The sequence below is a fragment of the Agromyces bracchium genome (genome assembly GCF_009709675.1).
Lineage (GTDB): Bacteria > Actinomycetota > Actinomycetes > Actinomycetales > Microbacteriaceae > Agromyces > Agromyces bracchium.
Window position 1 is genome coordinate 338733 of record NZ_WMLB01000023.1, and the last position, 23419, is coordinate 362151.

Genomic DNA, 23419 nt, shown 5'->3' on the forward strand with positions numbered 1-23419 from the left:
CGGCGCGACGCGGCATCCGCTCGTCTTCGGGGCGGATGCCGCGCGCGCGTCAGAGCATGCGCGAATAGAGCTCGACCTGCATCCGGCGCGCCCAGCGCGACTGCAGCGTCGAGATGTCGGTGTCGAGGATCCTCGGGTCGCGCGTCTTCGACTCGAAGTGGTACAGCCGCGCCCACGGCGAGAAGACCGCGGACCGCCCGGTCGCCCGGATCTTCATGTTGAGGTCGACGTCGTTGTAGTTGCCCGGGAAGGCGAGGCTGAAGCCGCCCACCTCGAGGAACAGGTCGCGGCGCATCAGCGCGCAGGCCGCGGTGACGCCCGACACCTCGTGATCGACGTTGAGCGACTTGATCGAGTCGTCCCGGCCGCCCTCCCAGCCGAAGGCGGCATGACCGGCGACCCCGCCGGTGTACACCTGGCCGGAGTGCTGGAGCGTGCTGTCCTCGAAGTAGAGCTGCGCGCCGACGATACCGACGCCGGGCTGCTGCGCGATGCCGAGCATCGTCTCGATCCAGTCCGGAGTGACGATCTCGACGTCGTCGTTCAGCAGCAGCAGGTACTCGCCGCGCGCGGCCGCGGCACCGCGGTTCATCTTGCCGCTGAAGTTGAACGGCGCGTCCCAGAGCACCAGGCGCAGGCGGTCGCCGGCGATCCGCTCCAGTTCCTCGATCACCGTGGGCGGCGTCTCGGCGTCGGCGACCACGACCAGCTCGACGTTCTCGTACGTCGATCCCTCGATCACGCCGCGCGCCGCCTCGACCACCAGGACGCGGTCGACGCCGCCGATCTCGGCCGCGCTCCCGCGCGTCGGGATCACGACGGACACGAGCGGATCGCCGACGACCTCGAAGCGGACGCGGCGCAGGAACGGCTCGACGTCCTCGACGCGCGCCTCGATCCCGCGCTCCCGGAGCTCGTGCTCGACGACACCGCGTTGAGCGTCGGAGGTGCCCGCGAAGTCGTCGTGGTGCAGGTCCTCGATCGCGAGCATCGCGGGCAGCAGGGAGATCTCCGCGCCGATGCGATCGAGGCGGAGGACCACGTCGAGGACCTGGCTGCGCCGGGCGTCGGGGCGGAAGCCGCCGATCCGGCGGAGCGCGTCGGCCCGCACGGCGACGACGGGGCCGAGGTAGTCGTTGCCGAGCAGGCGGACGGGCGAGGCCATCGGGCGCAGCAGCGGCGCCCCGGTCTCGGTGGTCGAGTCGCCGTACACGGCGGACAGTCGCGGGTACCGGTCGAAGTAGGCGGCGAGGTGCGCGAAGGCATCCGGCAGGACTCGACCGGCGCGGACGAACACGATGAACTCGGCATCCGTGTTCGCGAGGCGTTCGGACAGCGACACGGGGTCGGCGTCGATGACCTCGACCCCGGCGCCGCGGGCCTCGGAGGCCGGCTGCTCCGCGGACTCGGCCTCTGCCGCGCGCACGACCAGCCGCACCTGCGACGGTGCGACGCCGGCCGCGAGGACGGCATCGATCGCGCGGCGCGGCTCGTCCGGGGCGAGGCCCGCCCCGTCGATCCAGGCCTCGAATCGGCCGCGGCCGGGATCGTCGGGCGTGCTCATCCGAGGATCCGCCGCTTCACGACCTTGGCCGCACGGATCGGCAGCGTGACCAGTCGGCCGGCCCGCCAGGTCATCGAGGACCGCATCGCCGCGAGGTTGCGCTCGACGGCGATCGTCTCGGACGGGCCGAGGACGTTCGCCGACTTCAGTTCGGTGACCTGCTGCTCGAGGCCGATCACGCGGTCCAGCAGCTCGAGGTGCTGCTCGATCGCCCGCTCCTCGGGGGTGAGTCCGATTCCGGGCCTCCCCTCGGACCAATTGACTCCACGGACCTCGCTCACGCTCGATGACTTCCTTTCGACGGCGGGACGTAAGCTAGCCTAATGCCCCGTTCGCGACCACCCCGAGCGCCGCTGGCGACGACCATCGCTCCGTCCGCCACCATCCCAGCACCTCGCGTGATCGCCGTCGTCCCGACCTACCACCCCGACGACGAGGTCGTCCGGAACATGCGTTCGCTCTCCTCGCAGGTCGATGAGCTCGTGGTCGTCGACGACGGCACCGGGCCCGGCGCCGACCGTGTCCTCGGGCTCCTCTCGACGGAGCTCGAGAACACCCGGATCATCCGGCTCGAGCGCAACTCGGGCATCGCCCGGGCCCTGAACGCCGGCGTCCGCGCGGCACTCGAGGACGGCGCGGACTTCATCGTCAACACCGACCAGGACACCGACCTGCCGGCGGGATACGTCGCATCGTGCCTCGAGACGTTCGCGCGCGCGAACCGCGTGACCCGGGTCGGCATCGTCTGCACGGATCGCGTGAACGGCCAGCCCTCGATCCCGACGTGGTACTCGCCGGAGGGCCTCGGCCTCGTCCCGGAGGCGATCCAGTCGGGCTTCGTCATCTCGCGCGAGTGCCTGGAGACGTCGGGCCTGTTCGACGAGCGCCTCGTGATCGACTGCGTCGACACCGAGTTCTGCCTGCGCGTCCGCGATCACGGATTCCGCATCGCCGTCGCCGAGGACACCGACATCGCCCACGCGCTCGGCGAGATGGTTCCGTTCCGTCCGTTCGGCCTGACGCTGCCGCACCGCGACGGCGGGCACCTGTACCAGTACCACTCGCCGTTCCGGCAGTACTACATCATCCGGAACAACATCGACCTCGTCTTCCGGAACGTCATCCGCCGCCGGCGATGGACCCTCGCGGTGGTCAAGCGCCAGATCGGCCCGACGTTCGACGCGATCGTGAGCGGCCCGAAGCGGACGAAGCACCTCGTGGCGACGGTCGTCGGCGGGGTCCACGGCCTGCTGCGCATCCGCGGACCGATTCCCCCGGGACTGCTCCGGTACCTCCGGAGCTGAGCACGCGCCGCCTGTGGGCGGTCACGGCGACGTCCGAGCGGAGCACGGCTAGTCTTGGCCCGTCGCACGCCGGTTCCCCCGGCGAGATCCCGAACATCGCGAAGGAGAGACCGACGTGGCCACGACCCTCCGGCTGATCGTCGACCAGATCGTCGCACCGGTGCCCGGCGCCGTGGGGCGGTACACGCGCGACCTCGGCCGTGCGCTCATCGACGCGACCCCGCCCGGCTGCGAGGTCGAGGGCATCGTCTCGTCGTCGCTGCCCGACGACTACGCGCGCATCGACGCCGAACTGCCGGGCCTGTCGGGCCTGTACAAGTCCTCGCTCGCGCGGCGCGAGCTCGCAGCGGCGTGGCAGTTCGGCCTGACCACGTCTCCCGGCGGCGGCATGATCCACGGGACGAGCCTCTTCGCGCCCTTGCGCAAGCACGACGCGGATGCCGGCGACCAGACCGTCGTCACCGTCCACGACGTGCTCGCCTGGACCCATCCGGAGGCGCTGAGTTCCGCGTCCGTCGCCTGGCAGAAGGGGATGCTGAAGCGCGCTCGCAAGCACGCCGACGCCGTCGTCGTCACGACCCACGCCCTCGCGGACCGCCTCTCGATGATCGCCGACTTCGGCGATCGGGTGCGCGTGGTCGGCACCGCCCCCCGCGCCGGGCTCGCCGTCGGGTCCGACGCCGAGGAGCGCGCCGCGAGGCTCGGCCTCCCCGACGCCTACCTCGCCGTCGCCGGCACGCTCGAGCCGCGCAAGGGCCTCGTCGACGTCCTCACCGCACTGGGGCGCCGCGGCGTGCCCGAGATCCCGATCGTCGTGATCGGACCCGAGAGCTGGGGCGACCAGCACCTCGCGCAGACCGCCGACGAGCTCGGCGTCGACGTGCGACGCATCCACCGCCTCGACGACCTCTCGCCCGAAGACCTCGCGGTGGTCATCGCCGGCGCGACCGCGTACCTCGCCCCGGCGCACGACGACGACTCGGGCACCGAGCTCATCGAGGCGTTCTCGCTCGGCGCCCCGGTCATCCACTCCGACACGCCGGCGTACCTCGAGGTGTCGGCCGGGGCCGGCCTCGTCGTGCCGGTCGGGGTCGGCGACGGCTTCGCCGACCGCCTCGCCTCCGCGATCACCCGCGTCGTCGAGGACCGCGATTCGGCGTACCGGCTCGCGGTGTCCGGGCACGACCGATCCCGCGCGTACGACTGGCGCGACGCGGCCGAGCGGGTCTGGCACCTCCACGCCGACCTCTGAGGCGGTGGGTCGCGCCGGGGCCGCCGGTCGGCGGCGGCCTCAGCCCTCCTCGGGCTCCGTGGTCGGCGGGACGAGGGCCGACTGGATCATCTGCCGGATCATCTCGTAGTCGGGATCGAGCGGATCCACGCCGTTGTCCGGGATGAGCGGGACATCCACGATCGGGAGCTCCCTGGTCTTGCCCGCCAGGTCGACGAAGTACCCGAGCATCGACTGCGGGACGTCCGTCTTGACGACCTGGGAACCCGCCGCGGCGACCTCCTGGAACTTCGAGAGCACGTTCGCGGCGTTGAACTGCGCGAGCACGGCCTCCTGGATCTGCAGTTGCCTCGCCATCCGGTCGTAGTCGCTCGTGCCGTGCCGCGAGCGGGCGTACCACAGCGCATGGTAGCCGTCGAGGTGCTGCTCGCCCGCCGGGATCCACTCGGCGACCGTCGTGAAGGTCTCGTCCGCGTGGATCGGCACGTCGTGCGGGACGTTCACCGTGACGCCGCCGAGCGCGTCGATGAGCTGCTGGAAGCCGGCCATGTCGATGAGCACGTAGTACTGGATCGTGAGGCCCGTGATGCCCTCGGCGGCATCGCGCATCGCCTCGATGCCCGGTTCGCTGCCCTCGGCGACGGCATTCGGATAGAGCTCGGGGCTCTTCAGCTCGACCTCGGTGTAGATCGAGTTGAGCTGGCACACGTCGACGTCGCAGACGCCGTTCGCCCCGTACCCGTCCGGGTAGGTGGCTCGCAGCGGCGAGGACTCGTCGAACGGCACGTTCGCGAGGTCGCGCGGGAGCCCGATCGTCACCGCCTGGCCGGTCTCGGCGTCCACGCTCACGACGCGGATGCTGTCGGGCCGCAGGCCCTCACGGTCGGGCCCGGCGTCGCCGCCGAGCAGGAGGATGTTGTACCGGCCGTCGACGGGCGGCTCGCTCGGTCCGGCCACGAAGACCGACGACAGGAAGCCGCTCGCGGTGGTGGCCACGTACGCGCCGTAGGCGGCGCCGCCGGAGACCAGCACCATCGCCGCGATCGCGAGCGCCGCGATCCCGCCGCGCGCAGCCGGGACGGTCTTCACCAGGCGGACGAGGCGGAGCGTGTCGAACGTGAGCACGACCCAGAGCACGGCGTAGAAGACGGCCGCGATCGCGACGATCCACAGGACGATGCTGTTCGACGCGAGCGTGTAGAGGACGGCGGGCGCGACGAGCCACGTGACGAACGCGGCGACCACGAGCAGCCACAGCGTCAGCGTCGCCCCCAGGCCGATGCGGGCGAGCCGGTGGTTGCCGGCGAGCGACTGCGCCGACCCCGGGATCAGGATGTTGAGTCCGACGAGCCACCACCCGCGCCGCGTCATGATCGGGCGCGAGCCGGTGTCCGGGTATCGGATCGGGCTGTCGGCGAGGGTCATCGGCTCGACTTCAACCGTTCGTTCTTCTCCTCGACGAGCGCCGCGAGCGAGGCGGCGTACCCGGCGAGCGCGTCGCGCAGCGCGTCGTCGGCGGTCGCGAGGATCTTGACCGCGATGAGGCCCGCATTCTTCGCGCCGCCGATCGAGACGGTGGCGACGGGCACGCCCGCGGGCATCTGCACGATCGACAGCAGGGAGTCGAGCCCGTCGAGGCGTGCGAGGGGAACCGGAACGCCGACCACGGGCAGCGTGGTCACCGAGGCGAGCATGCCCGGCAGGTGCGCGGCGCCGCCTGCGCCCGCGATGATGACGCGGATGCCGCGGCCGGCGGCCTCCTTGCCGTACGCGATCATCTTCTCGGGCGTACGGTGCGCCGAGACCACCTCGACCTCGTGCGGGACGCCGAACTCGTCGAGCAGCTCCGACGCGTCCTTCATCACGGACCAGTCGGAGTCGGAGCCCATGACGACGCCGACGAGCGGGGTGGAGGGGTTGCCTGCGATCACCCGATCGATATTAGGGCCGCCGGCTGCGAGTTCCCCGCAGCGGCGCTCCGCCGGACGCGACCCGGCGCGACTCAGTCCTGCAGCGCCGCGGCCGCCGCGCGAGCCTCGTAGACCGCGTCGTCGAGGTCGTCGCCGATCGCGGTGACGTGCCCGACCTTGCGGCCGGGTCGCGGGTCCTTGCCGTAGTTGTGGATCTTCACGGTCGGATGCGACGCGAGCGCCTCGGCGTAGCGGTCGGCGAGCGTGCCCTCGGCGGGCCCGCCGAGGAGGTTCACCATGACGGCCCACTCCGCGTGGCATCCGGTGCCGCCGAGCGGCAGGTCGAGCACGGCGCGAAGGTGCTGCTCGAACTGGCCGGTGGTCGCGCCGTCCATGCTCCAGTGGCCCGAGTTGTGGGGGCGCATGGCGAGCTCGTTGACGAGCACGCGGTCGTCGGTGGTCTCGAACATCTCCACGGCGAGGACGCCGGTGACGCCGAGGCCCTCGGCGATCGCGACGGCGACGTCGGCCGCGACGTCGGCCAGCCGGCCGGCGGAGTGCGGCGCGGGTGCGATGACCTCGCTGCAGACGCCGCCGACCTGGACGGTCTCGACGAGCGGCCAGGCGACGACCTCGCCCGACGGGCGGCGGGCGACGAGCTGGGCCAACTCCCGGCGGAAGTCGACGAGTTCCTCGACGAGGAGTGCGCCGGCGCGGCCGTCCTCCGCGATCGCAGCGAACCACTCGGCGACCTCGGCGGCGCTGCGCACGACGCGCACGCCCTTGCCGTCGTAGCCGCCGCGCGGGGTCTTCACGACCGCCGAGCCGCCGTGCTCGGCGATGAAGCCGTCGAGCTCCTCGGGCGTCGACACGCGCGCCCAGTCGGGTACGGGCAGGCCCAGTTCGGAGAGGCGCTCGCGCATCAGCAGCTTGTCCTGCGCGTAACGCAGCGCGTCGGGTCCGGGGTGCACCGGGATCCCCGCGTCGACGAGCGCGCGGAGCACGTCCTGGGGGACGTGCTCGTGGTCGAACGTGACGACGTCGACCTCGCGGGCGAACGGGAGCACCGCGTCGACGTCGGTGTAGTCGCCGACGCGATCGGCCGCGAGCCCGGCGGCCATGCCCTCGGCCTCCGCGAGCACCCGCAGCTCGACGCCGAGCTCGATCGCCGCGGGGATCATCATCCGGGCCAGCTGCCCTGCGCCGATCACTCCGACTCGCACGTGACGCACCATCCGTTCCCGCGGCGCCGATCGCCGCGACATCCCAGTCTAGGGCGAGGCGGTCGGTAGGATCGGGGGATGTCCGAGACCCTGCGCACCCTTGCATCGCGGGCGTGGCACGGGTTCCTGGCCTACCTCCTGAAGTTCGGCGTCGTCGGGCTCATCGGCCTCGTGATCGACGTCGCGCTCTTCAACGCACTGCGGGTGGGGCTGCTCGGCACCGACACGTGGGCGCAGTCGGCGATCGGCGCCAAGACGATCTCGACGAGCGTCGCCATCGTGTTCAACTGGCTCGGCAACCGCTACTGGACCTTCCGGCGGCACCGCCGGCGGCACGTGCTGCGCGAGTTCGCGGAGTACCTCGTCGTCTCCCTCGGCGGCATGGCGATCTCGCTCATCTGCCTGTGGATCAGCCACCACCTGCTCGGCTTCACGAGCCTGCTCGCCGACAACATCTCGTCGAACGTGATCGGGCTCGGGCTCGGCACGGCGTTCCGGTTCGTGCTCTACCGCTACTGGGTCTACGGGCACCACCGGAGCGACGGGCTGTCGAACCTCGCCCGCGTCGAGGAGGCTCAGCGGGCGCTCTTCGAGCAGCCGCCCCTCGAGGAGGCGCCGCTCGAGCGATCGGAGCCGCCGACGACGACGACCACGGGTCGCGACTCGGCCGCGGCGACGACGGATGCCCCCGGCGCGAGCGCCGCCGAGCCGGTTCAGTCGGCGGAGCCGAGGAACCACGGCGGGTAGACCGCCACCCGCGTCTTCGCGCCGACCGCGTTGAGGGCGGCGCGCACGCGGTCGCGCACGCGGTCGTTGGAGACCGCGATGAGCGCGATCCGCTCGAGCGGCACGCTGCCGCGGACGAGCACCTCGCCCGTGCGGAGCCCCTCGCCGTCGTCGGCGAGGGTGAGCCGCACGATCGCGCGGGAGACCGCCGGCCAGTCGGCCGCGAGCTCGGCGCCGCCGACGGCGGCATCGGTCGCGCTGACCACGACCTCGCCGTCGGTGTCACGTCGGGCACCGGCCGCCGCCGCGACGGACGAGACCAGGATGACGTGGTCGGCCGCCGCCCGATCGACGGCCCCCGCGGCGAGCCGCGGATCGGGGGTGCCCGTGCGGATCGCATCCCACACGTGCGCGTCGGTGCTGAGGAGGAAGGGCACGTACTCGGCCACGGTGGCGTCGGCGCCGGGCACGCTCGCGCTGCGTCGGTACTGGCGTGCGGCGGGGGCGGCGAGGTCGACCGCAGGCGTCGCCGGCGGATCGCCCGCATCCGCGAGGAGCGCGCCGGCGCCGAGGATCCGGCCGAGGTTCTCGACGTGGGTCACGTGGTAGATGCGCGTACCGCCCACGTCGATCGGCGCAGACGAGGCGGTGCTCGACGATCGCGACGAGCGGGCGGATGCCCCGGGCGCGGCGCCGCCGGCGACGGAGCGCTCAGGTGCGGCGCTCCGACCGGTGGTCGTGCGCGTCGCACGCGCCGGCTTGGGCTTCGCCGCGGGCTCGGGCGGGGGCGAGCAGATCGCGCAGAGACCCTCGTCGAATCCGTGGATGCATTCCTCGCCCAAGTGGTCTCGCCCTTCCGTGCCCGACGGCCCGACCGACGTGCGCGGGCCGCGGACTAGAGTACGCGCTCCACCATCGTTCGGGGTCCACGGGGAGGGCTCGGTCAGGTCGGCGGAGCGCTCAGCGACCGCCCCACGGGAGCGAGTCGGCCGTTGCGAACGCCGCCGGCCGGGCCGCGGGCCCGACCGCGGGACCGCCGAGCGCGTGCGCCTCGGCCATGAGCTCGTGCAGCGCGGCCTGCACGGCGAGCGGCGCCGGGACGTCGCGGAGCACCACGGCCACTTCGTGTCCGGTCTCGAGCCGCACGTCGCCCGAGCCCGCCATCCGCTGCATCCACGACCGTGCGACCTGGACGTCGTAGCCGGTGCGGTGCCAGAGCTCGCGGCGGACCCGGACGAACAGACCGCGCCGCACGATGACGCGACGCGTCGTGATCGTCGTGCGCGAGCTCAGCCATCCGAGGTACGGCAGCAGGCTGCCGAGCACCACGATGAGCGCACCGCCGACGATCGCCGCGAGGCGGGGCCATCCGTCCTCGAGCCACGGCACCGCGTAGGCCGTCACCCCCGCGACGGCGATGAGCAGCAGCGCGGGGAGCACGAGGATGCGGCCGTGTCGCCGCACCCGCGCCACCACGTGCTCCGCGCCGTCGGGCGCGGGGACCTCGGCCGTCTGCCCCATAGGCCCATTAATACCTCAGGTGCGTGACGTCCCCCGCGGCGACAGCCTGCTCGTCGCCGTTCTCGTCATCGCGGACCACGAGCCGGCCGTCGGGGTCGATGCGCTCGGCGTGGCCCACCAGTTCGCTCCCGCCGGGGAGTTCGACCCGCACGTGCTGCCCGAGCGTGCCGCACAGCGCGGTCACGCGATCGGCGACACCGCTCGAGACCGGGTCGCCGCCGGCGTCGGCGAAGTCGGCGGTGAGCCCGAGCAGCCGCTCGAGGTAGTCGGCGAGCACGGCGTCGGCGTCGGGCCGGACGCCCGTGGCCAGCTGGAGCGACGTCGACGTCAGCGTCGGGAGATCGTGCTCGTCGAGCGTGAGGTTGAGCCCCGCGCCGATGACCACGGCATCGTCGGCGACGAGCTCCGAGAGGATGCCGCACACCTTGAACCCCGACACGAGCACGTCGTTCGGCCACTTCAGCCAGGCCTCGACGCCGCCGGTGCCGTCCTCCTCGCCGCCGCGGTCGACGGATGCCGCCGCGAGCGCGCCGCGGACCGCCTCGGTCATCGCCGCACCCGCGATCAGCGGGAGCCAGCCGAGCGCGTCGGGCGGGAGCGGCGCCCCGCGGAGCTCGCTCTGACGGATGAGGACGGAGATCGCGAGGGTCTTCCCCGTGGGCGCGAGCCAGGTCCGCCCGAGCCGCCCGCGGCCGTGCGTCTGGTCGTCGGTCACGACGGTCGCGCCGTGGCGCCAGCCCGCGGCATCCGCACCGGTGACGCCCTCGCGGACGACGTCGTTCGTCGAGCCGGTCGAATCGAGCCATTCGAATCGCGGCACCGCGCGTCGCGACCGCTCCCAGTCCATGCGACCTCCCCTGCCCTCGAGGTTCAGGGTAGTGTCCGAGGGCGCCGCGTCGGTGGCGATCACCACCACGCACCGACGGCTTTTTGTGGGAATCCCTCAACGAACCGGCCCGGATGGGCGCCGGTAGAGTGAACGGCGTGACCGAATCGACGAACGACGGCCCCGACCTCTCCACCACCGCGGGCAAGCTCGCCGACCTCAAGCAGCGCTATCACGAGGCCGTGACGGCCTCGGGCGAGGCGGCCATCGAGAAGCAGCACGCCAAGGGCAAGATGACCGCGCGCGAGCGCATCGACGAGCTCCTCGACCCGGGCTCGTTCGTCGAGCTCGACGAGTTCGTGCGGCACCGCACGCACGCGTTCGGCATGGAGGCCAAGCGCCCCTACGGCGACGCCGTCGTCACCGGCCTCGGCACGATCCACGGTCGCCCGGTCGCCGTGTACTCGCAGGACTTCACGATCTTCGGCGGCTCGCTCGGCGAAGTCGCCGGCGAGAAGATCATCAAGGTCATGGAGCACGCGCTGAAGACGGGCGTGCCGATCATCGGCATCCTCGACTCCGGCGGCGCCCGCATCCAGGAGGGCGTCGTCGCCCTCGGCAAGTACGGCGAGATCTTCCGCCGCAACACCGCCGCCTCCGGCGTCATCCCGCAGATCTCCATCGTGTGCGGACCGGCCGCGGGCGGTGCCGTGTACTCCCCCGCCCTCACCGACTTCGTCATCATGGTCGACAAGACCAGCCAGATGTTCGTCACCGGCCCCGACGTCATCAAGACGGTCACCGGCGAGGACGTCGGGATGGAGGAGCTCGGCGGCGCACTGACGCACAACACGATCTCGGGCGTCGCGCACTACCTCGCGAGCGACGAGTCCGACGCGCTCGACTACGCCCGCACGCTCGTGTCGTTCCTGCCCGACAACAACATGTCGGAGGCGCCGGTCTACGAGTCCGAGGTCGAGCTCGAGATCACCGACGACGACCGGAAGCTCAACGCGATCATCCCCGACTCGCCGAACCAGCCGTACGACATGCACTCGATCATCGAGGGCATCGTCGACCACGGAGACTTCCTCGAGGTGCAGCCGCTGTTCGCGCCGAACATCGTCGTCGGCTTCGCCCGCGTCGAGGGCCGCTCGGTCGGCATCATCGCGAACCAGCCGAGCCAGATGGCGGGCACGCTGAACATCGCCGCCGGCGAGAAGGCGTCGCGGTTCGTGCGCTTCTGCGACGCGTTCTCCATCCCGATCCTGACGCTCGTCGACGTGCCCGGCTACCTGCCCGGCACCGACCAGGAGTGGACGGGCGTCATCCGGCGCGGCGCGAAGCTGCTCTACGCCTACGCCGAGGCGACCGTCCCCCTCGTCACGGTCATCACCCGCAAGGCCTACGGCGGCGCGTACATCGTCATGGGCTCCAAGCAGCTCGGCGCCGACATCAACCTCGCCTGGCCGACCGCCGAGATCGCGGTCATGGGCGGACAGGGCGCCGTGAACATCCTGTACCGCGGCGAGATCAAGCGTGCGGAAGAGGCCGGCGAGGACGTCGCGGCCGTGCGCACCAAGCTCGCCAACGAGTACACCTACAACGTGGCCTCCCCCTTCCTCGCCGCGGAGCGCGGCGAGCTCGACGGCGTGATCGAGCCCGCTGCGACTCGCGTGTCGGTCACGAAGGCGCTGCGCGCGCTCCGCACCAAGCGGGCGAGCCTGCCGCCGAAGAAGCACGGCAACATCCCGCTCTAGGAGGCACGATGACCAGCGCATCCCCCGAGGGCGACGCCGATTCCCTCGATCTCCGGTTCCTCACGCGCGAGGTGACGGCCGAGGAGTCCGCCGCCGTGACCGCGGTGCTCGCCGCGACCGTCCGCGACGCGCAGGGCGACCACGAGCCGACCCCGCGCAACGACTGGTCGCATCCGCGCAACGCGCTGCGGCCGCGCATCGAGGTCGGTCCGGGCCGCTGGGCGGCGTCGGCACGCTGACCGCCGTCCGCTTCGAGCGCCTTCCGACGTCCCCCACATGCGCGTGCGGATGCCTCCGGCACCCGCGAGTCCCGTCCCCTCGTGTCCCCCATGTCCCCCGAAATGCTGACTTCGCACGGCGCGCCGGATCCGTACGATGGGGGGTACGCACTCCATCGGAGTCGTATCCGTCACCGGCTGGGTAACCGGTGGCGCTCTGGGGGCGAGTCAGGGCGATATTCGGGTTGTCGCCGTGACTCGGGCTTGCTGGGGGGTCGGTAGGGGCCGACCCCCCGCTTCCATGTCCGGAGCCCTCCGCTCGCCGCGACGGCGGGCCGGTCCCGTCATCGCGGGGTGCGGCCCGATGACTCAGCCGGCACGCGGGATCTCCAGCCACAGCTCGACTTCGGCGTCCTCGGACTCGACCGTCTCGCCGTTCCCACCGCTCAGCCCGACGACCGTGACGGCTACCGGCGAACCCTCCGCTGCCGTGCGGGCGATGATCCGCTCGGCCCGGGTCCGCTCGACCACGTCGGCCAACTGCGACAGGATCCGGTCGCGCTCGGCCTCGTCGAGCTCGTCGATCCCGCCCTCGTCGAGGAGCGTCACGGTGGCGCCTCGATCACGCGCGTGCCGCACCGCCGCACGAACGGCGTCGGTCAGCAGCATCCGCCCGCGGATCTCGTCGCGGATCGCCGCCTCGAGCGTTCGGCACTCCGCGCGTTCGACATCGCTCAGCGCGTGGCCCCCGTCGGCGATGCGGCGGAGCATGGGCGAGGCGAGGCGCTGCGTCTGCGCGAGTCGCATGCGACCCTCGAAGAGGTGTGCGTCCTGTGCCGCCTGCCAGGCGGCCGCCTCGCGTTCGGCCTGCGCGTAGCGCCTCGTCGCACGGGCGGCGCTGGCGAGCGCGGCGGAGAGCATGTGGGCGATGCCGACCCAGACGAGGCTGCCGATCACGCCGAGCTGCCCGAGCGCGAGGGGACCGGCCCACAGCACGGTCTGCACCGCGAGCACGATGACGCCCGCCCACGCGACCACCAGTTGGCGCCGTGCCGCCGCGATCGTCATCAGGGTCCCGACCGCCGCGACGTACCAGGTCGCGTAGCCGTTGTCGCGCGACGGATCGAGCTGGCTGGTGACGAGGACGGGGAGCACGATGCCGACCGCGAGGTCGAGCGCGGCGAGCCAGTCCGGCATCCGCGCCCGCCGCGCGGGCCACAGGCTGAGGACGGTGGCGACCGCATAGAGCACGAGCGCCACGATGATCGGCCACGGCGAGGCCGCGACCTCCGTCGACAGGGACGAGACGCCCAACACGATGTGATAGCCCGAGAACATCGCCGCGAGCGCCATGAGCAGCCACCGGGGCACGGAGATCATGCGCCGCTCCCCTGCACGCCCGCGGGCCAGGCGAGCGTCACCGTCGTCCCCTCACCCGGCACGGAGTCGATCCTCGCCGACCCGCCCTCGTTCGCCATCCGCTCCTCGATCGAGACCCGGAGCCCGAGCCGGCTGGGCGGCACCGCGGCCGGGTCGAAGCCCGAGCCGTTGTCGATGACGCGGATGACGCATCCGCCCGCCCCGACCCCGCGGACCTCGAGCTCCCGACGAACCCTCCCGATCGGGCCGTCGGCGTGCTGCACGCTGTTCACCATCGCCTGCATCGCGGCCGACGAGAGCGCGTCGATCGCCTCGACCGGCAGCTCGACGCCGTCGGCGCCGTCGACGCGCACGATGAACGGGGCGGAGAAGCCGGCGACGCCGGATCGGAGGCGGCGGGTGAGCACCGTGAGGGCGACGCGGTCGTCCACGCCGGGGACCTCGACCGCGGCCTCGTCGAGCCGGCGCACGGCGTCTCCGGCCATGCGCGCCGCGAGGGCGCGCTCGGCCGGCGAGCGGGCGGCCGCCGCGGAGAGCAGCGTCGTCAGCACGCTGTCGTGCACGAGGGCGTCGACCTTCACGCGCTCGATCTCCGTCGCGTGCCGTCGTGCCACCGCGTCGTAGCGTTCCAGCGCGGCCTCCTGCGCGGCGTCCACCGCGATCGCGGCCTGCCGGAGCATGGTGATGATCACGAGCACCACGATGCCGAGGATCACGGCGTACATGGTGTCCAGCACCGCGAGCAGCGCACCGGCGCCGCCGCCGGACGGGCTCAGCCGCACGACGCCGTAGATCGCGGGAACCGCGCTCGTGTACGCGGCGGCCGGCGCGACCGGGAGCGCGATCACGGCCGCGGTCGTCGCGACCGTGCACAGGTAGTACAGCCACGGCGTCTGCCCGGCCATACCGGCCGTGTCGACCACGAGGAACGGCCACGCCAGGAGCGCGATGACGTAGATCGCCGCGAACGCGAGCGCGGCCGCCCGTACCGCGACCCGCGTGAACGTCGCCGCCGCGAGCGCGGCGATCGCGCCGTACACGACCGCCATCATCGCGACGCCCCCGCCGTCCGCCATGAGCGTCGCCTGGTCGATGGCCGTCGGCACGGTCTGCGCGCCGAACACGAGCCCGAACGCCCCCAGCGCGCGACCCGCGACGGTCTCGACCTGGGCGCGGCTCACCGCCGCACGGCGCGGGACGAGCCGGCTCGCCCGCCAGTCAGCGGCGGGCTTCCCCGGCCTCGGCATCGAGCCCGGGCAGGATGCCGTCCTCGACCGCGCGGCGCAGCAGGTCGACCTTCGTCGGAGCGGGCCGGCCGACCTCGACGTACTTCGCACGGATGCGGTCGAGGTACTCGCGGGCCGTCGAGTGCGCGATGCCGAGCTGCTGGGCGACGAGCTTCAGCGGCAGTCCGGAGGCGTACAGGTGCAGCACGTCGCGCTCCCGGCGCCCGAGCTGCGCCTTCGCGAAGTCGCGGTCGGCCTCGATCGCGCTCGCCCACTCGACGTTGTTGAGCGCGTCGCCGCGCGCGACCGTCGCGATCGCCGCGATCACCGAGGCCGTCGGCGAGGACTTCGGGATGACCCCGGCCGCGCCCGCCGCGAGCGCCTCGCGCACGGCTGCGACCCGGTCGGCGATGCTGTGCACGAGCACCTGGCTCCCCGTCGCGAGCACCGCCCGCACGTTGTCGGTCACGTTCGAGCCGTCGCCCAGCGAGAGATCGAGCAGCACGACCCGCGGCGGATCCACGGCGGGGTCGGCGAACGCGGCGAGCAGCGTCGGGACATCGGCGGTGTCGGCGACGACCTCGTAGCCCGCCTCCCGGCACGCCGCACGGAGCCCGAGCCGGACCGCCTCGTGGTCGTCGACGATCGCCACCGTCGTCGTGGCCGTCGCCTCCGCCTCGCCCGTCTCCGTCGTCACGCGCACTCCCCCGTCACGCCGTCCTCCTGTCGTGCCGGCCCCGCGCGGAGCCCGGCCACGCGATTCCCGCCGTCCTCACACGATAGCGGCGAACCGGGCGACCGCCTCGACGTGATGGGTGTTCGGGAACAGGTCGAACGCCTCGAGGGTCTCGAGCTCGTACCCGTGCGCCCGGAAGGTCGCGACGTCGCGCGCCAGCGCGACGGGGTCGCACGCGACGTAGACGACCTGCGCCGGCCGCAGCTCGGCGAGCCGGTCGACGACCGTCCGCCCCGCGCCGGCGCGCGGCGGGTCGAGCACCACGGTGGCGCCGCGGAGACCTCGCGTCGCGCCATCCGTCGCCCCGGCGAGCCGGTCGAGGTACCGGTCGACGCGCTCGGGGACGGCGCGCGCGCCGACCCAGTCGGCGAGGTTCGCACCCGCGTGCTCGGTCGCGCGCGCGTCGGCCTCGACGGTCGTGATGCGCGTCGACGGGCCGAACCGGTCGCCGACCGCGGCGGCGAGCAGGCCCACGCCGCCGTAGAGGTCCTGGTTCTCGGCGTCGGGGTCGAAGCGATCGGCGTCGATCGCCGCCTGCACGGCGAGCGTGAGAGTCGATGCCGCGCCGCGGTGCACCTGCCAGAACCCGCCGCGGTCGAGGGTGAAGCTGCGGTCGCCGACGCGCTCGACGACGGTGGGCGGATGCTCCGGGCGGCGGTCACGCGCGGCGTGCACCACGAGTTCGGCTCGCCCGCCGGACGGTGCGACGAGGTCGATCGAGGACGCCTCGGCCGCCGCTCCCGCGCGGCGGGCGCCTCCGGCCAGCGGGGCGATCTCCTCGAGCTCCGCGACGGCGAGCGGCAGCGACGCGACCGGGACGACCCGGTGGCTGCGTGCCGCATACGGACCGACGACGCCCTCGGCGTCGACGTGCAGGCGCACGCGCGTGCGCCATCCGGTCCCCTCCTCGACGTCGACGCCGGGCGCCAGCGCGGGATCGACCGCACGCACCTCGACGTCCCGTTCGACACCTCCCATGCGGGCGAGGGCGTCGCGGAGCACCTCGGCCTTCAGCTCGCGCTGGCGCCGCATGGCGATGTGGCCGAACTCGGCCCCGCCGGCGCGATCCTCCGGAGCCCGGTCGACCGACGCCTCGGCCCAGACGTGCTCGCGGCGGTCGGGCGAGGCGCCCAGCACCTCGAGCGTCTCGGCGCGCCAGAATCGGTCGCGCGCGGCATCCGTCACCTGCGCCCGCACGCGTTCGCCCGGGATCGCGTCGGCGACGAAGACCACGCGGCCGTCGTGGCGGGCCACCGCGACGCCGCCGTGGGCGATGCGCTCGACGTCGAGCTCGAGCACGGGACCGGGCTCGGCCGGACGCTGCGGCGCGGGACGCCGCCGACCCTCGGGAGCCGGGCGGCGCGACGGACGACGACGGGAGGTGGCCATCATCCGAGCATCCCACACCGAGCCGAATGCGGGCCGGGAGCGGCACCGCACCGGCAGGATGGACGCATGCGCCTCTACCTCGCGTCGACCTCGCCCGCCCGCCGTCAGCTGCTGCGCCAGGCCGGCATCGAGCCGCTGCTCGTGGCGCCGGGAGTGGACGAGGAGGCGGCGGTCGCCGAGCACGAGGCGGCGCACGGCCCGCTCGACCCGGAGCGGCTCGTGCAGCTGCTCGCGCAGCGCAAGGCCGAGGCTATCGTCGGGCGCGACGTCGACGGTGCGCCGATCGACGGCCTGATCCTCGGCGGCGACTCGGCGTTCCTCGTCGACGGCGTGCTGCATGGCAAGCCGCACCGCCCGGAGGTCGCCCGCGAGCGGTGGACGGGCCAGAACGGGCGCTCCGGCGTGCTCTGGTCGGGTCACTGGGTCATCGACCACCGCGGCGGTTCGGTGCAGGCGGCCGTCGGGCGAGCCGCCTCGGCCGTCGTGGAGTTCGCCGAGCTCGACGACGACGAGATCGACGCGTACATCGCGACCGGCGAGCCGCTGGCCGTCGCCGGCGCCTTCACCGTCGACAGCCTCGGCGGGCCGTTCATCCGCTCCGTCTCCGGCGACCCGTCGACCGTGGTGGGGCTCTCACTGTCGACGATGCGCGACCTCGTGCGCGAACTCGGCGTGGCCTGGATCGACCTCTGGGACCTCGGCGGGTGACCCGTCGGCGCCTGGGCCGGCCGGCCTCACATCCCACCGCGCCATCCGTTCGTTGTCGGTCACCGAAACACCTGCAGGGCTTTTTTGTGTGCACCGCCCAAAGGCGGCTGGGAATCCGCCAATAGGCTTGGTCATCATGCGTCGCATCACCAAGGTCCTCATCGCCAACCGCGGCGAGATCGCCGTCCGCGTCATCCGCGCCGCCCGCGACTCCGGGCTCGCCTCAGTCGCCGTCTACGCCGACCAGGACCGCGACGCGCGCCACGTCAAGCTCGCCGACGAGGCCTACGCCCTCGACGGTTCGACGAGCGCCGAGACGTACCTGGTGATCGACAAGCTGCTCTCGGTCGCCCGCCGCTCGGGCGCCGACGCCGTGCACCCCGGCTACGGCTTCCTCGCCGAGAACCCCGACTTCGCGCGCGCCGTCATCGACGCCGGACTCATCTGGATCGGACCCTCGCCCGAGGCCATCGAGCGCCTCGGCGACAAGGTCTCGGCCCGCCACGTGGCCGAGAAGGTCGGCGCGCCGCTCGCGCCCGGCACCCTGAACCCCGTGGCGGATGCCGCGGAGGTGCTCGAGTTCGTCGACGAGCACGGCCTGCCCGTGGCCATCAAGGCCGCGTTCGGCGGCGGCGGGCGCGGACTCAAGGTCGCGCGCGAGCGCGACGAGGTGGCGGAGCTCTTCGAGTCGGCGACCCGCGAGGCCGTCGCCGCGTTCGGCCGCGGCGAGTGCTTCGTCGAGAAGTACCTCGACAAGCCGCGCCACGTCGAGACGCAGTGCCTCGCCGACGAGCACGGCAACGTCGTCGTCGTCTCGACGCGCGACTGCTCGCTGCAGCGCCGCCACCAGAAGCTCGTGGAGGAGGCGCCGGCGCCGTTCCTGACCGAGGAGCAGAACCGCCTGCTCTACGAGTCGTCGAAGGCGATCCTGCGCGAGGTCGGCTACGTCGGTGCGGGCACGTGCGAGTTCCTCATCGGCCAGGACGGCACCGTCTCGTTCCTCGAGGTGAACACGCGCCTCCAGGTCGAGCACCCCGTGTCCGAGGAGGTCACGGGCCTCGACCTCGTGCGCGAGCAGTTCCGGCTCGCCGAGGGCGGCACCCTCGACTACCCCGACCCCGTCACGACCGGTCACTCGTTCGAGTTCCGCATCAACGGCGAGGACCCGGGCCGGAACTTCCTCCCCGCGCCGGGCCCGATCCACCAGCTCCGCTTCCCCGGCGGCCCCGGGGTGCGCGTCGACTCCGGCGTGACCAGCGGCGACGAGATCTCGGGCGCGTTCGACTCGCTGCTCGCCAAGCTCATCGTCACGGGCGCGACCCGCACGGACGCGCTCGAGCGGGCCCGCCGCGCGCTCGACGAGTTCGACGTGGCCGGCCTGCCGACCGTGCTGCCCTTCCACCGCGACATCGTCCGCAACACGGCCTTCGCGCCCGACGGCGACGAGCCGTTCTCGGTGTACACGCGCTGGATCGAGACGGAGTACGACAACCGGCTCGAGCCGTGGACCGGCGAGCTCGCCGAGACCAAGGGCCCCGGCGCCCGCACGGCGCTCGTGGTCGAGGTCGACGGGCGACGCATCGAGGTGTCCCTCCCGAAGCGCCTCGCGGGCGCACCGTCGACGAACGGAACCCGCGGGCCGGCTCCGCGCCGACGGGCCGCCCACCACTCGGTCGACACGTCGACCGGCGACGCCGTGACCGCCCCGATGCAGGCCACGGTCGTCAAGGTCGCCGTCGCCGAGGGCGACAAGGTCGTCAAGGGCGACCTCGTGCTCGTGCTCGAGGCGATGAAGATGGAGCAGCCCATCGTCGCGCACAAGGACGGCATCGTCGGCCTCGTGAACGCCGAGCCGGGCTCCACCGTCTCGAGCGGCCACCTGCTCCTGTCGATCGCCGACGTGTAGGGACCGCTGCTTTTCTCAGGAGTTCTTCGGCGAGGCGCCTGATTCATCGGCGTTTCTTCCTGAGAACCGCGCAATTGCGCCCCATCGGTCCTGAGAACGGTGCCGTGCCGGGCAGATGCGGATGCCGCGCGCGCACGCCATGTGACCGTGGGCCGCGGGTCATCCCAGCGCAGCGAGCGCCCGCACGACCCGCATCGCGGCGGCCTTCGGGTCCGCGAGCACGTCGCTCGCGGCCAGCCGCAGGGTCGGGATGCCGCGACGCAGCAGCTCCTCATCGCGCCGACGGTCGCGGATGAACGCTTCGCGATCGCCGTGATACGCGAAGCCGTCGGTCTCGACGGCGAGCCGCCCAGCGACCAGGAAGTCGATGAAGCCGACGCCGTCGAACGGCACCTGCTGGAGGAAAGGCACCCCGAGCTCGCGCAGCTCGATCGCGAGCAGCGTCTCGACACCTGATCCGTCGCGGCCCCCGATCACGATCGGACCGACTCGATCCGGTGCGGCGTCCTCGAGGAATCGCCGGGCTGCCTCCACCCCGAGGAACCCGAGCGTCACGGCCGATTCGAAGGCGGCGGCGACCTCGGGCCGTGGCCGACAGTGGGCGAGGTCGGCGAGAGCTCGCTCGACCGGAACCCGCCAGGCGTCCTCGCCGTCCCGAGCACCGACCGCGATGTCGGTCCAGTGGAGGCGAACCTCGCTGAGGTGGCGATCCGAGGTGAGCGGCTCCTCGCTCGGCACCAGGGCCCGGTTCGTGCGGAGCCGGGCCGCGTTGACCGGCAGCGCCACATGCACCTCCGGTGTCGAAGCGGCCCAGATCCCGTAGCTGGCTGCGGCGCTCACGCACCCCAGCCGGCCGCCGACTCGCACCGCGGTGACGGCGGCAGCGGATGCCTCGGGGCCTGCGTAGTGCGCCCGACGTACGCGCGCGAGCTCACCGGCACGTACGGCCCGGGAGACGTCGACGCCGCGGACACCCGCCCCGAGAATCGCCGCGCGCGTGGCGATACCTCCGAAGGATGAGACCACTGCTGCCGGGGAGGGAGTCACGGAGATCGAGTGTGGCGTCGCCGGGCCGCGTCGGCCCCGCCTGTGCGCGCATTCGCAGACCACGCGTGCGGGCGGTGCGGCTGTGGAGGACGACCACCCGTGAGACGCCTCGCCCGAGGCATCCGCTCGCCAGAGCCGCCACGCGATCGCACGCCCGCCCGCGTCTCGGCCGGAACCCTACGCGCCGGTTCCACCCTTCTCAGGAACGCGGAGCGCCCTACATGCCGTTCTCAGGAAGACACGCCGTCGAAACTCGCGACACGCCGAATAACTCCTGAGAAAAGAAGCCAGCCGGCCGCCGGGTCAGCGGACGACGTGCATCGCGCGCGCGGCGTCGGTGAGCGAGCCGGTCAGCGACGGGTAGACCGGGAACGCCTCGGCGAACTGGTCGACCGTGAGCCGGTGCTCGACCGCGAGCGCGAGCGGGAAGATCAGCTCCGACGCCTTCGGCGCCACGATCACGCCGCCGATGATCGCGCCCGACCCGGCCGAGGCGAACAGCTTCACGAAGCCGTCGCGGATCCCCATCATCTTCGCCCGCGGGTTCGATGCGAGCGGGAGCTTGTAGACCGTCCCGGGCACGACGCCCTCGTCGATCTCCTTCTCGGTCCAGCCGACCGTGGCGATCTCGGGCTGAGTGAAGATGTTGGACGTGATGTTGCGGTTCTCGGGCGGGTTCACGATGTCGCCCATCGCATGGAAGACGGCCGTGCGGCCCTGCATCGAGGCGACGGAGGCCAGCGGCAGGAAGGTCGTGCAGTCGCCCGCGGCGTAGATGTTCGGCATCGACGTGCGGGCGACCCGGTTGACCCGGATGTGGCCCGACTCGGCCAGCTGCACGCCCGCCTCCTCGAGGCCGAGGTCGGCCGTGTTCGGCACGGAGCCGACCGCCATGAGGCAGTGCGAACCGCGCACCTCGCGACCGTCGGAGAGGGTGGCGAGCACCCCGTCGCCGTCGACGACGACCGAGTCGGCGCGCGACTTCGAGAGCACCTTCATGCCGTTGCGCTTGAAGACCTTCTCGATGACGGCGGCCGCGTCGGCGTCCTCGCCGGGCAGCACGTGCTCGCGGCTCGAGATGAGCGTGACCTTCGCGCCGAGCGCACGGTAGGCCGACGCGAACTCGGCCCCGGTGACCCCGGAGCCGACGACGATGAGGTGCTCGGGCACCTGCTTCAGCGCGTAGAGCTCGGTCCACGTCAGGATGCGCTCGCCGTCGGGCACCGCCGACGGGAGCACGCGCGGCGTCGCACCGGTCGAGATGACGAGCGTGTCGGCGTCGATGCGGTCGAAGTCGGTGCCGCCCTTCGCCGTCGCCACGATGATCGCGTTGGGTCCGTCCAAGCGCCCCTCGCCCTGCACGAGGCGCACCCCGGCGTCGAGCAGGTTCGTGCGCATGTCCTCGGACTGCTGCGCGGCGAGGCCGAGCAGGCGCTTGTTCACGGCCTGGAGGTTGATCGCGACCTCGGGCTTCACGGCCTTCGCGTCGCCGCCGCGCGCGAAGAACTGCACGCCGAGGTCGGCGGCCTCCTTCACGGCGTTCGAGGCCTCGGCCGTCGCGATGAGCGACTTCGACGGCACGACGTCGGTGAGCACCGCCGACCCGCCGACGCCGGCGCGCTCGACGAGGGTGACCTCGGCCCCGAGCTGCGCGGCGGCGAGGGCGGCTTCGTACCCGCCGGGGCCACCTCCGAGTACGGCGATCCTCTGGGTGCGCTCGAAGGTGGTGTGCATGGCCCCCATTCTCGCGTACGCGCGGGCGGGCGCGCGAACGCGGGCGGGCGGGCGGATGGCGCGCGCAGACGAGCACGTGCGCGCGCATGCCGTGCCGCGGCATCCGGCCCTTGCGTACGATGAGGGGATGCAGCAGCAGAATCCGCTCGACGACCCCGCCGCCGATCCGTTCGACGTCGCACGCGAGGCGGCCGCCCGCATCGCGGAGCTCACGGGCGTCGAGCACCATGACCTGGCGCTCACGCTCGGCTCGGGCTGGGGCGCCGCCGCCGAGAAGATCGGCGAGACGACGCACACGATCCCCGCGAACGAGGTGCCGGGCTTCTCGAAGCCCGCGCTCGAGGGCCACGTCGGCACCCTTCGCTCCGTCGCGCTGCCCGACGGCCGGCGCGCGCTGGTGATCGGCGCACGCACGCACTACTACGAGGGCCACGGCGTGCGCCGGGTCGTCCACTCGGTACGCACCGCGGCGGCGACGGGCGCGAAGACCATGATCCTCACCAACGGCGCCGGCGGCATCAGGGAGCACTGGACGCCGGGCAGCCCCGTGCTGATCAGCGACCACATCAACCTCACGGCCGACTCGCCGCTCGAGGGCGCGACCTTCGTCGACCTCACCGACCTGTACTCCGCGCGGTTGCGCGCCGTCGCGAAGGGCATCGACCCGTCGCTCGACGAGGGCGTCTACGTGCAGTTCCGCGGTCCGCACTACGAGACGCCGGCCGAGGTGCAGATGGCGAAGGCCATCGGCGGGCACATCGTCGGCATGTCGACCGCGCTCGAGGCGATCGCGGCACGTCAGGCCGGCATGGAGATCCTCGGCATGTCGCTCATCACGAACCTCGCGGCGGGCATCCAGACCACGCCGCTCAGCCACGAGGAGGTCATCGAGGCCGGCCGCAACGCCGAGGCCAGGATCTCCGACCTGCTCGCGAAGGTCGTCGCGGCGATCTAGCCGGCGGCGCGACCCGCGAGGTCGTGGAATCGAACACCGGAACGTCCTGCGCCGG

22 protein-coding genes are annotated in these 23419 nt (G+C 72.7%); 8 read left to right on the top strand and 14 right to left on the bottom strand.

Features of this window, described 5'->3' with window-relative positions; all coding sequences use genetic code 11:
* Positions 1-49 precede the first annotated feature (49 nt).
* Positions 50-1564 (bottom strand): glycosyltransferase, encoded by a 1515-nt coding sequence (locus tag GJ743_RS11055; protein WP_155051957.1) that lies wholly within the window; start codon positions 1562-1564, stop codon positions 50-52.
* The gene (locus tag GJ743_RS11060) at positions 1561-1845 is read right to left on the bottom strand and encodes a hypothetical protein (protein WP_155051958.1); all 285 of its coding nucleotides are present in this window, start codon (positions 1843-1845) and stop codon (positions 1561-1563) included. Before GJ743_RS11060 ends, GJ743_RS11055 begins: the two co-directional genes overlap by 4 nt.
* 117 nt (positions 1846-1962) lie before the next feature.
* Here GJ743_RS11060 and GJ743_RS11065 point away from each other — a divergent pair, with 117 nt between their 5' ends.
* Together GJ743_RS11065 and GJ743_RS11070 are read left to right on the top strand one after the other, a co-directional pair.
* Entirely contained in the window at positions 1963-2868 is a 906-nt protein-coding gene (locus GJ743_RS11065; protein WP_196216983.1) for a glycosyltransferase, read from the top strand.
* 115 nt (positions 2869-2983) lie between these two features.
* Positions 2984-4120: a glycosyltransferase gene (locus GJ743_RS11070; RefSeq protein WP_328289075.1), complete on the top strand. Its 1137-nt coding sequence runs from the start codon at positions 2984-2986 to the stop codon at positions 4118-4120.
* A gap of 39 nt (positions 4121-4159) precedes the next feature.
* On the opposite strand, the gene GJ743_RS11075 is transcribed toward GJ743_RS11070, so the two are convergent.
* The 3 genes from GJ743_RS11075 to GJ743_RS11085 all read right to left on the bottom strand — a co-directional run bounded on the left by GJ743_RS11075 (position 4160) and on the right by GJ743_RS11085 (position 7244).
* Positions 4160-5524, bottom strand: coding sequence for an LCP family protein (locus GJ743_RS11075; protein WP_155051960.1), 1365 nt, complete (start codon positions 5522-5524; stop codon positions 4160-4162).
* Positions 5521-5988 carry a 5-(carboxyamino)imidazole ribonucleotide mutase gene (gene purE, locus GJ743_RS11080; RefSeq protein ID WP_155052040.1) on the bottom strand — a complete coding sequence of 156 codons (468 nt, stop codon included), beginning with the start codon at positions 5986-5988 and terminating at the stop codon, positions 5521-5523. Before purE ends, GJ743_RS11075 begins: the two co-directional genes overlap by 4 nt.
* A gap of 113 nt (positions 5989-6101) precedes the next feature.
* The gene (locus tag GJ743_RS11085) at positions 6102-7244 is read right to left on the bottom strand and encodes a 5-(carboxyamino)imidazole ribonucleotide synthase (protein WP_155052041.1); all 1143 of its coding nucleotides are present in this window, start codon (positions 7242-7244) and stop codon (positions 6102-6104) included.
* Between the two features lie 66 nt (positions 7245-7310).
* Between GJ743_RS11085 and GJ743_RS11090 the strand changes: the two genes are divergently transcribed.
* Complete coding sequence (locus GJ743_RS11090; protein WP_155051961.1) at positions 7311-7979, top strand: GtrA family protein; 669 nt, start codon at positions 7311-7313, stop codon at positions 7977-7979.
* Here the strand turns inward: GJ743_RS11090 and GJ743_RS11095 are convergent.
* The 3 genes from GJ743_RS11095 to GJ743_RS11105 form a co-directional block, all read right to left on the bottom strand.
* A complete protein-coding gene (locus GJ743_RS11095; RefSeq protein WP_196216984.1) occupies positions 7946-8800 on the bottom strand; it encodes a DarT ssDNA thymidine ADP-ribosyltransferase family protein in 855 nt (284 codons plus the stop codon). The genes GJ743_RS11090 and GJ743_RS11095 overlap by 34 nt on opposite strands.
* A 118-nt stretch (positions 8801-8918) precedes the next feature.
* Positions 8919-9479: a PH domain-containing protein gene (locus GJ743_RS11100; protein ID WP_155051963.1), complete on the bottom strand. Its 561-nt coding sequence runs from the start codon at positions 9477-9479 to the stop codon at positions 8919-8921.
* A gap of 7 nt (positions 9480-9486) precedes the next feature.
* Positions 9487-10326 carry a biotin--[acetyl-CoA-carboxylase] ligase gene (locus GJ743_RS11105; RefSeq protein WP_155051964.1) on the bottom strand — a complete coding sequence of 280 codons (840 nt, stop codon included), beginning with the start codon at positions 10324-10326 and terminating at the stop codon, positions 9487-9489.
* A 113-nt stretch (positions 10327-10439) separates the two neighbouring features.
* Between GJ743_RS11105 and GJ743_RS11110 the strand changes: the two genes are divergently transcribed.
* Entirely contained in the window at positions 10440-12065 is a 1626-nt protein-coding gene (locus GJ743_RS11110) for an acyl-CoA carboxylase subunit beta (RefSeq protein WP_155051965.1), read from the top strand.
* A gap of 8 nt (positions 12066-12073) precedes the next feature.
* Positions 12074-12304 (top strand): acyl-CoA carboxylase epsilon subunit, encoded by a 231-nt coding sequence (locus tag GJ743_RS11115; RefSeq protein ID WP_155051966.1) that lies wholly within the window; start codon positions 12074-12076, stop codon positions 12302-12304.
* Between the two features lie 348 nt (positions 12305-12652).
* Here the strand turns inward: GJ743_RS11115 and GJ743_RS11120 are convergent, their stop codons facing one another.
* The 4 genes from GJ743_RS11120 to GJ743_RS11135 form a co-directional block, all read right to left on the bottom strand.
* Positions 12653-13663 (bottom strand): hypothetical protein, encoded by a 1011-nt coding sequence (locus tag GJ743_RS11120; protein ID WP_155051967.1) that lies wholly within the window; start codon positions 13661-13663, stop codon positions 12653-12655.
* Positions 13660-14844 carry a sensor histidine kinase gene (locus GJ743_RS11125; RefSeq protein ID WP_155051968.1) on the bottom strand — a complete coding sequence of 395 codons (1185 nt, stop codon included), beginning with the start codon at positions 14842-14844 and terminating at the stop codon, positions 13660-13662. The genes GJ743_RS11120 and GJ743_RS11125 overlap by 4 nt, the downstream gene beginning before the upstream one ends.
* Positions 14845-14881: 37 nt before the next feature.
* Positions 14882-15586: a response regulator transcription factor gene (locus GJ743_RS11130; protein WP_328289076.1), complete on the bottom strand. Its 705-nt coding sequence runs from the start codon at positions 15584-15586 to the stop codon at positions 14882-14884.
* Between the two features lie 75 nt (positions 15587-15661).
* Positions 15662-17017 (bottom strand): class I SAM-dependent RNA methyltransferase, encoded by a 1356-nt coding sequence (locus tag GJ743_RS11135; protein ID WP_376861884.1) that lies wholly within the window; start codon positions 17015-17017, stop codon positions 15662-15664.
* Positions 17018-17080: 63 nt separating this feature from the next.
* Between GJ743_RS11135 and GJ743_RS11140 the strand changes: the two genes are divergently transcribed.
* Positions 17081-17722: a Maf family protein gene (locus tag GJ743_RS11140; RefSeq protein ID WP_155051970.1), complete on the top strand. Its 642-nt coding sequence runs from the start codon at positions 17081-17083 to the stop codon at positions 17720-17722.
* Positions 17723-17858: 136 nt separating this feature from the next.
* Complete coding sequence (locus GJ743_RS11145; RefSeq protein WP_155051971.1) at positions 17859-19628, top strand: acetyl/propionyl/methylcrotonyl-CoA carboxylase subunit alpha; 1770 nt, start codon at positions 17859-17861, stop codon at positions 19626-19628.
* A 159-nt stretch (positions 19629-19787) separates the two neighbouring features.
* On the opposite strand, the gene GJ743_RS20195 is transcribed toward GJ743_RS11145, so the two are convergent.
* Entirely contained in the window at positions 19788-20468 is a 681-nt protein-coding gene (locus GJ743_RS20195) for a DUF559 domain-containing protein (protein WP_155051972.1), read from the bottom strand.
* A gap of 510 nt (positions 20469-20978) precedes the next feature.
* A complete protein-coding gene (locus tag GJ743_RS11155) occupies positions 20979-22409 on the bottom strand; it encodes an NAD(P)H-quinone dehydrogenase (RefSeq protein ID WP_155051973.1) in 1431 nt (476 codons plus the stop codon).
* 127 nt (positions 22410-22536) lie between these two features.
* Between GJ743_RS11155 and GJ743_RS11160 the strand changes: the two genes are divergently transcribed.
* Positions 22537-23364, top strand: a complete 828-nt coding sequence (locus tag GJ743_RS11160) for a purine-nucleoside phosphorylase (RefSeq protein WP_155051974.1) — start codon at positions 22537-22539, stop codon at positions 23362-23364.
* The last annotated feature ends 55 nt before the right edge of the window (positions 23365-23419 follow it).

Coding starts and splice junctions, on each gene's coding strand:
- GJ743_RS11055 (WP_155051957.1), bottom strand. CDS start 1,564: ATGAGCACGCCCGACGATCCCGGCCGCGGCCGATTCGAGGCCTGGATC.
- GJ743_RS11075 (WP_155051960.1), bottom strand. CDS start 5,524: ATGACCCTCGCCGACAGCCCGATCCGATACCCGGACACCGGCTCGCGC.
- purE (WP_155052040.1), bottom strand. CDS start 5,988: ATGGGCTCCGACTCCGACTGGTCCGTGATGAAGGACGCGTCGGAGCTG.
- GJ743_RS11085 (WP_155052041.1), bottom strand. CDS start 7,244: ATGGTGCGTCACGTGCGAGTCGGAGTGATCGGCGCAGGGCAGCTGGCC.
- GJ743_RS11090 (WP_155051961.1), top strand. CDS start 7,311: ATGTCCGAGACCCTGCGCACCCTTGCATCGCGGGCGTGGCACGGGTTC.
- GJ743_RS11100 (WP_155051963.1), bottom strand. CDS start 9,479: ATGGGGCAGACGGCCGAGGTCCCCGCGCCCGACGGCGCGGAGCACGTG.
- GJ743_RS11105 (WP_155051964.1), bottom strand. CDS start 10,326: ATGGACTGGGAGCGGTCGCGACGCGCGGTGCCGCGATTCGAATGGCTC.
- GJ743_RS11110 (WP_155051965.1), top strand. CDS start 10,440: ATGGGCGCCGGTAGAGTGAACGGCGTGACCGAATCGACGAACGACGGC.
- GJ743_RS11115 (WP_155051966.1), top strand. CDS start 12,074: ATGACCAGCGCATCCCCCGAGGGCGACGCCGATTCCCTCGATCTCCGG.
- GJ743_RS11120 (WP_155051967.1), bottom strand. CDS start 13,663: ATGATCTCCGTGCCCCGGTGGCTGCTCATGGCGCTCGCGGCGATGTTC.
- GJ743_RS11135 (WP_376861884.1), bottom strand. CDS start 17,017: ATGATGGCCACCTCCCGTCGTCGTCCGTCGCGCCGCCCGGCTCCCGAG.
- GJ743_RS11140 (WP_155051970.1), top strand. CDS start 17,081: ATGCGCCTCTACCTCGCGTCGACCTCGCCCGCCCGCCGTCAGCTGCTG.
- GJ743_RS11145 (WP_155051971.1), top strand. CDS start 17,859: ATGCGTCGCATCACCAAGGTCCTCATCGCCAACCGCGGCGAGATCGCC.
- GJ743_RS11155 (WP_155051973.1), bottom strand. CDS start 22,409: ATGCACACCACCTTCGAGCGCACCCAGAGGATCGCCGTACTCGGAGGT.
- GJ743_RS11160 (WP_155051974.1), top strand. CDS start 22,537: ATGCAGCAGCAGAATCCGCTCGACGACCCCGCCGCCGATCCGTTCGAC.